Source organism: Anaerolineales bacterium, from assembly GCA_022866145.1.
Classification (GTDB): domain Bacteria; phylum Chloroflexota; class Anaerolineae; order Anaerolineales; family E44-bin32; genus PFL42.
Map to the genome: position 1 here is coordinate 1 of JALHUE010000149.1, position 6,832 is coordinate 6,832.

Genomic DNA, 6,832 nt, shown 5'->3' on the forward strand with positions numbered 1-6,832 from the left:
CGACGGGGGCTTCGCCGAGGCGATGCTGGCTGAGGCGAATTTCGCTTATCGTCTCCCGGAATCGATCTCGGATCTTGAGGCCGCGCCTTTGCTATGCGCCGGGATCATTGGCTTGCGGTCACTGCGCAAGGCGGACCTTGCCCCTGGCGAATGCCTGGGCTTGATCGGGTTCGGCGCCAGCGCCCACCTGGCACTGCAAGTTGCTCGCTCGTGGAACTGCGAAGTCCACGTGTTCACCCGTTCCCAGGCCCATCGCCGGCTCGCCCTGGACCTTGGCGCGGCCTGGGCGGGAGGCCTCGACGACTCCCACCCGGCCACGCTCGATCGGGCTGTGCTGTTCGCACCCGCCGGCGAACTAGTCCCCCAGGCGCTGCGAAGCCTGCGGCCGGGAGGCACACTCGCCATCAACGCCATCCACATGTCGGCCATTCCCGCCTTCCCGTACGAGATCCTGTATGGAGAGCGCACCCTGCGCAGCGTCGCCAACGCTACCTACCAAGACGGGGTGGATTTCCTGCAGCTGGCGGACCGCCTTCGCCTGCGAGTCCAGGCTACACCGTACCCGCTGAATGAAGCCGCTCGGGCCCTAAGTGACATCAAGCACAGCCGGGTCGAGGCGGCGGCGGTGCTTCAGCCATGATCCGCCTCGGGACGTCCGGGTTCTCCTATGACGACTGGGTCGGTCCGGTATACCCGGTTGGCCTGCCGCGCCGGGGATGGCTGGGGCACTATGCTCAGCAGTTCGACACAGTGGAGCTGAACGTCACCTACTATCGGCTGCCGGCCAGCAAGACCGTCGAGGGGTGGGTCGCCCACACGCCCGCCGACTTCCTGTTCACGGTCAAGGCTCATGGCAGCCTGACTCATGAGCGTCAGGCCCCAGACTTCGCAGGGTTCGTCCTGAGTGCGCAGCCGCTGAAGGAGTCTGGCAAGCTGGCCTGCGTCCTGGCGCAGTTCCCGCACGCCTTTCACCCGACGCCCGATAACCGCGAGTACCTGGCTCGACTGCGGGAGGGGTTGGGGGAGTTGCCGGTTGTCATCGAGTTCCGGGACAGCGCCTGGGTGAGCGAGGCGACGTTCGAAAGGCTGCGCCAACTGGACCTCGGCTACTGCTGCGTGGACGAGCCGGCGTTGAAGGGCTTGATGCCTCCGGTGGCAGTCGCCACCAGCTCGCTGGGGTACGTCCGCTTTCACGGTCGCAACGCTGCCCGGTGGTGGGAGCACGAGCAAGCCTTCGAGCGCTATGACTACACCTACCGCCGAGACGAGCTCGAGGAGTGGGTCCCTAGGCTGCGGGACCTGGAGGCCAACACCTCGCTAACGCTGGTGTATGCCAACAACCACTACCGGGGACAAAGCGTGGACGCCCTGCGGCAGCTGAGCCTGCTGCTTGCAGACGGCAGTCGATGAGGCCTGCACACCCCATCCGCTGACGCCGGCTTCCATGGGGGACTGCCGGGCAGCGAGATGGGCTATAATCGAGCAAAATCCCGGAAGCGAAGCGCCGGGAAGAAGGCTTCGCCGCCTGCGTCAATGCCAGAGATCCTCGGCGCCCGTTGGCGCACAACCCCAGGCGGGACGTCAACCCATGTCCGGACACTCAAAGTGGTCGACCATCAAGCGCAAGAAGGCCGCCAATGACGCCAAGCGCGGCAATGTCTTCACGCGGCTCGCCCGGGAAATCGCCATGGCGGCCCGTCAGGGGGGCGGTGACCCAGACGCCAACTTTGGCCTGCGGCTGGCGATCGAGAAGGCACGCGCGGCCAACATGCCCAAGGACAACATCGATCGCGCCGTTCGGCGCGGGACAGGCGAGGACAAAGACGCCGCCGCCTTCGAGCAGATCCTGTACGAGGGCTACGCCCCGCACGGCGTGGCGTTGATGATTGAGGTCGTCACCGACAACCGCAATCGGACGGTGGCCGACTTGCGCCACCACCTGACGCGTTCTGGCGGGAGCATGGCCGAGGCGGGATCGGTGGCCTGGCAGTTCAAGCGCGTGGCCTACTACGCCGTCCCGCTGCGTGGGACCGACGCCGATCAGGTGTTTGAGGCAGCAGTGGAAGCCGGCGCCGATGATGTGCTCTCCGGCGACGACGCGGTCGAGATCCTTGGCCCGATCGAGTACTTCAAGGCGATCAACGACGCATTGGAGGCGATCGGGGTCCGGCCCGAGGATGCCTCCCTGCAGCTGCGGCCCACGACCACGGTTGAACTCTCGCCGGAGCACACGCTGCAGGTCATGCGCGTCATCGAAGGCATTGAAGAGCTAGATGACGTACAGCACGTGTATTCTGCCCTGCAGGTGACGGACGAGGCAGTCACTCTGCTCGAGACGGCCTGAGCGGGTCTCGGTCAAGCAAGCGGCATGCTGGTCCTTGGAATTGATCCCGGAACGGCGACCACAGGGTATGGCCTGGTCCGGGAAGCCGAAGACGGCTCGCTCAAGCTCCATGCCTACGGCGTGATCAGGACCGACTCCCGGCAGGGCATGCCCGCCCGACTGCTCGAGTTGTTCCGCGGCCTGGAGTCCATCCTCCGGGCGGAGCAGCCGGACGAGGCTGCGGTTGAGGAACTGTACTTCCAACGCAATGTCACCAATGCCATCAGCGTTGGACAGGCGCGGGGGGTCGTGCTGATGGCCCTGGCGCAGGCTGGGCTGCCGACCGGCGAGTACTCGCCCCAGCATGTCAAGTTGGCCGTCGCCGGTGACGGCGCGGCTGACAAGCGTCAGGTCCAGGAGATGGTGAGGATCCTGCTTGGCCTGCCGGAGATCCCCCGTCCGGACGACGCCGCAGATGCCCTGGCGGTCGCCATCTGCCACACCCATTCTCGCCGGCTGCTGCAAGTCCGGAGGAGCGTAGCGTGATCGCCTCTGTGCAGGGAACGGTACAGCACCTGGCTCCGGGGGAGATTGTCCTGGAAGTCGGGGGCGTGGGGCTAGCCGTCGCTGTTCCGCTGGCAGTGGCCGAGCGCTCGGCCCGCATCGGCGAGCCGATGTTCCTGCATACTCGCCTGATTGTGCGCGAGGACAGCCTGAGCCTGTATGGATTCGAGACGGCCGAGGAGCGGGACCTTTTCGATCTCCTGCTGCAAGTGAGCGGCGTCGGACCGCGTCTTGCGCTGTCGATCATCTCCCACGTGTCGCTGGATCGCTTGCAGGCGGCCGTCTCGCGCGACCAGCCAGAACTGCTCTCGGGCATCCCGGGCGTGGGGCGGAAGACCGCAGAGAAGATCGTCTTCCAGCTACGGGATAGGGTGGGCGTCACCCTGATTCCCTCCCCCGAGCTGCTGGAAGCAGACCGCGACGTCCTGGGCGTACTGACCACCCTTGGCTACAGCATGGTCGAGGCGCAGTCCGCCGTGCAAGGTTTGCCGGCGGATGCATCCAAGGACGTCGAGGAGCGTGTCAAGCTGGCGCTGCGCTATCTGGCCGGCCGCTAGGCGGCTGTCCCTCCGGAACCCCAAAGGGGATTGAGGACAATCAGTCATGAATGAGGTCACGGTGTTTGTCGGTCCCGGCATGATGGCCGAGGCCATGGCGACGGGGCTGGTGCGCAAGGCAGGCGTGGCCCCGGGACAGATCCTGATGAGCGGCCCTAACCCCGCTCGGCTGCAGGAGCTGGCCGATCGCTACGGGCTGGCAACAACCACCGATAACCGCTCGGCCGTGCAAGCCGCCAGCACGATTGTGCTCTCGGTGAAGCCGCAGACGCTGCCAAAGGCGGCGGCGGACTTGAAAGGAAGGATCCCGAAAGACAGCCTGGTGATCTCGATCGCCGCCGGCGTGCCGCTATGGAAGCTGGACGAACTGCTCGACCACTCGCGTTTGGTACGGGCGATGCCGAATACCCCCGCTCAAGTCGGAGAGGCCATTACGGTCTGGACCGCGACCCCGGAGGTCAACGAGGGCCAGCGAGCAACCGCGCGTCAGCTGCTCTCCGCCATCGGACAGGAGATCTATGTCGAGGATGAGGACTACCTCGATATGGCCACCGCCCTGTCTGGAACCGGACCGGCGTATGTCTATCTGTTCATGGAATCCCTGGTCGACGCCGGAGTCCACCTGGGCTTCCCGCGCCGCATCGCCGAGCAGCTTGTCGTTCAGACGGTCAAGGGATCGGTGGCCTACTATGAAGCCATGCCCAAGCACTTCGCCGGGATGCGAAATCAGGTTACCTCCCCCGGCGGCACGACTGCAGCCGCACTGTACTACCTCGAGAAGGCCGGCTTCCGAACCGCGCTCTCGCGGGCAATCTGGGCCGCCTACGAACGCTCGACTCAATTGGGGGAGGGGAAGAAGAGCGGAAGCGTTGCCGAGGGCTGAGACAGGCCGAGGCCAGCAACTCGCCAGGGCGCGGGGGCAAGGCGTGTCTCGCCCGTGGGCGCCGTCTCACTTGTGAACGCCTGGACAAAAAGGAGCCGTTCAGGTACGATTCGCTTGTCCGAGTTCGGGGCGCAGGCCGGAGCGCGGACCTCACCCTAGTCAACAACGTAAGTGCCTGGCCGGCCCGGGAAACTCGACGCCGGCCATTATTCAAGCAGCGACCTGCTGGAGGACGCATGTCGGACCTGGCCAGAGATCTCTCAGCCTCACTCCGCCAACAGATCGAAGAATACGCCCCCAGGGTTGAGTTCAAGGACATTGGAACGGTTCTGGCGGCCGGCGATGGGATCGCGACGGTCTCAGGCCTGGCGGGTGTCGGGGCCAACGAACTGGTTGAGTTCGAGAACGGCGTGCTGGGAATTGCCTTCAACCTGGGCGTCGAGTCGGTGGGCGTGATCATCCTGGGGGACTACAGCCGGATCGAAGCCGGGAAGACGGTCACCGGCACCGGCCGGATTGCGTCCGTCCCAGTAGGCGACGGCCTGGTGGGGCGGGTCGTCAACGCCCTGGGGGAGCCGATCGACGGCAAGGGAGCTGTGCCGAGCAGCCGCTTCCGGCCGATCGAGCGCATTGCCCCAGGCGTGGTGCGCCGCCACGATGTTGATACTCCGGTGCAGACCGGGATCATCGCCATCGACTCGATGATCCCGATCGGCCGAGGGCAGCGCGAGCTGATCATCGGCGACCGGCAGACCGGCAAGACGGCACTGGCCGTCGACACCATCATCAACCAGAAGGGCAAGGACCTGATCTGCATCTATGTCGCCGTCGGGCTGAAGCGGGCGGCGATTGCGCGTACGGTGGCGGCGTTCGAACGCGTCGGAGCGATGGACCACACTGTGGTTGTGGCGGCTGCCGCCGATGAGCCGGCTGCTCTGCAGTACATCGCACCCTACGCCGGCTGCGCCATCGGAGAGGAATTCGCCGAAGCCGGGCGCGATGCCCTGGTCATCTATGACGACCTTTCGAAACATGCTTGGGCCTATCGCCAGGTGTCGCTGTTGCTGCGGCGCCCGCCGGCGCGTGAGGCTTACCCCGGGGACGTGTTCTACCTGCACAGCCGCCTGCTCGAGCGCGCCGTGCGGATTGCCGACCGCTACCTGATCGTGTCGAAGGACCTTCAAGGCGAGGCCCCCACCGAAGCCAGCCTCGACGGCCGGGTCTACGATGGTCCGCTAGCGCAGCACGATGCAGACGCCGCCCTGGCGGCGCGCTCCGACTCCGACCGCCTGCGCGTGGCAAAGCAAGCCGGATCGGGGGGCTCGCTGACAGCCCTGCCGATCATCGAGACGTTGCTGGGCGATGTCTCGGCCTATATCCCGACCAACGTGATCTCGATCACCGATGGCCAAATATACCTGGAGAGCGACCTGTTCTACGCCGGAATCCGCCCGGCCGTGAATGTCGGGCTTTCCGTATCGCGCGTCGGTGGGTCGGCCCAGCTGAAGGCGATGCGTCAGGTGGCCGGCCGCCTGCGGCTTGACATGGCCGCCTTCCGCGAGGTGGCGGCCTTTGCCCAGTTCGGTTCCGACCTGGACAAGGCCACCCAGGCGCAGTTGGCGCGCGGCCAACGCCTGCAGGAGGTCCTCAAGCAGCCGCAGTACCAGCCGATGTCCCTGGAGCATCAGGTGCTCTCGCTGTTCGCGGTGACCAACGGGTACGCCGACGCGGTGCCCGTCACTCGCATCAAGACCTGGCAGGCCGCCATGCTGCGGCACTTCGACACCACCGTCCCGGAGCTCGGGCGCGACCTGGTCGAGAGGCGTCAGATCACTGAGGAAACGGAAGCCGGGCTTCGGTCAGTGCTCGAGGCCTTCAACCGGACCTGGCCCTAGCCGGCCGAAGAACGAAGTGTAGGGAGCATCCGTGGCATCGGGACGCGAAATGAGGCTGCGTATTCGCAGCGTCGGCAATATCGCCCAGGTCACCCGGGCCCTGCAGGCGGTGAGCGCCAGCAAGGTGCGACGGGCGCAGCAGGCGGCATTGGCGACCCGGCCGTACGCCACCCAGGCCTGGGCAGTCCTTCGCCACCTTTCCTCCCAGCCCGGGCGCAATTCGGTCCACCCGCTGCTGAGGGACCGCGAGCAGGTTCGGCACCAGCTGGTGGCTGTGATCACGGGGGATCGCGGCCTGGCCGGAGCCTACAACATCAACGTCGTGCGCTTCGCCCTGGACAGCTTCCGGGCTTCAGCGGTGCCGGTCAGCTTTGTGATTATCGGCCGCAAGGGCCGGGACCTGATCTCCCGCCAGCGGGTCGACATCCGGGCGGAGTTCGGCGGGCTCCCCTCGGAACCGGAGTTCTCTGACGTGTCCGCTATCGGCCGCTTGCTGGTCGATGAGTTCCTGCAGGGCCGGGCTGACCAGGTACACGTTGTGTACACCGACTTTGTCAACATGCTGCGGCAGGTGCCGACGGCCAAGAAGCTGCTGCCTTTGGAGCTGGAG

The 6,832-nt window shown here is 66.0% G+C and carries 8 protein-coding genes; all 8 read left to right on the forward strand.

The window, feature by feature from the left end; translation table 11 throughout:
• The coding region (locus MUO23_04650) for a hypothetical protein (protein ID MCJ7512240.1) at positions 1-640 on the forward strand (640 nt) is incomplete at its 5' end.
• The gene (locus tag MUO23_04655; GenBank protein MCJ7512241.1) at positions 637-1,410 is read left to right on the forward strand and encodes a DUF72 domain-containing protein; all 774 of its coding nucleotides are present in this window, start codon (positions 637-639) and stop codon (positions 1,408-1,410) included. The genes MUO23_04650 and MUO23_04655, both read left to right, overlap by 4 nt.
• A gap of 178 nt (positions 1,411-1,588) precedes the next feature.
• A complete protein-coding gene (locus MUO23_04660; protein MCJ7512242.1) occupies positions 1,589-2,344 on the forward strand; it encodes a YebC/PmpR family DNA-binding transcriptional regulator in 756 nt (251 codons plus the stop codon).
• Positions 2,345-2,368: 24 nt separating this feature from the next.
• Positions 2,369-2,869 (forward strand): crossover junction endodeoxyribonuclease RuvC, encoded by a 501-nt coding sequence (gene ruvC / locus MUO23_04665; GenBank protein ID MCJ7512243.1) that lies wholly within the window; start codon positions 2,369-2,371, stop codon positions 2,867-2,869.
• A complete protein-coding gene (gene ruvA / locus MUO23_04670) occupies positions 2,866-3,444 on the forward strand; it encodes a Holliday junction branch migration protein RuvA (protein ID MCJ7512244.1) in 579 nt (192 codons plus the stop codon). The genes ruvC and ruvA overlap by 4 nt, the downstream gene beginning before the upstream one ends.
• A gap of 46 nt (positions 3,445-3,490) precedes the next feature.
• On the forward strand, positions 3,491-4,327 hold the full coding sequence (gene proC / locus MUO23_04675; GenBank protein ID MCJ7512245.1) for a pyrroline-5-carboxylate reductase: 837 nt from the start codon (positions 3,491-3,493) through the stop codon (positions 4,325-4,327).
• A 236-nt stretch (positions 4,328-4,563) separates the two neighbouring features.
• On the forward strand, positions 4,564-6,222 hold the full coding sequence (gene atpA / locus MUO23_04680) for a F0F1 ATP synthase subunit alpha (protein ID MCJ7512246.1): 1,659 nt from the start codon (positions 4,564-4,566) through the stop codon (positions 6,220-6,222).
• A 49-nt stretch (positions 6,223-6,271) separates the two neighbouring features.
• The coding region (locus MUO23_04685) for a F0F1 ATP synthase subunit gamma (GenBank protein ID MCJ7512247.1) at positions 6,272-6,832 on the forward strand (561 nt) is incomplete at its 3' end.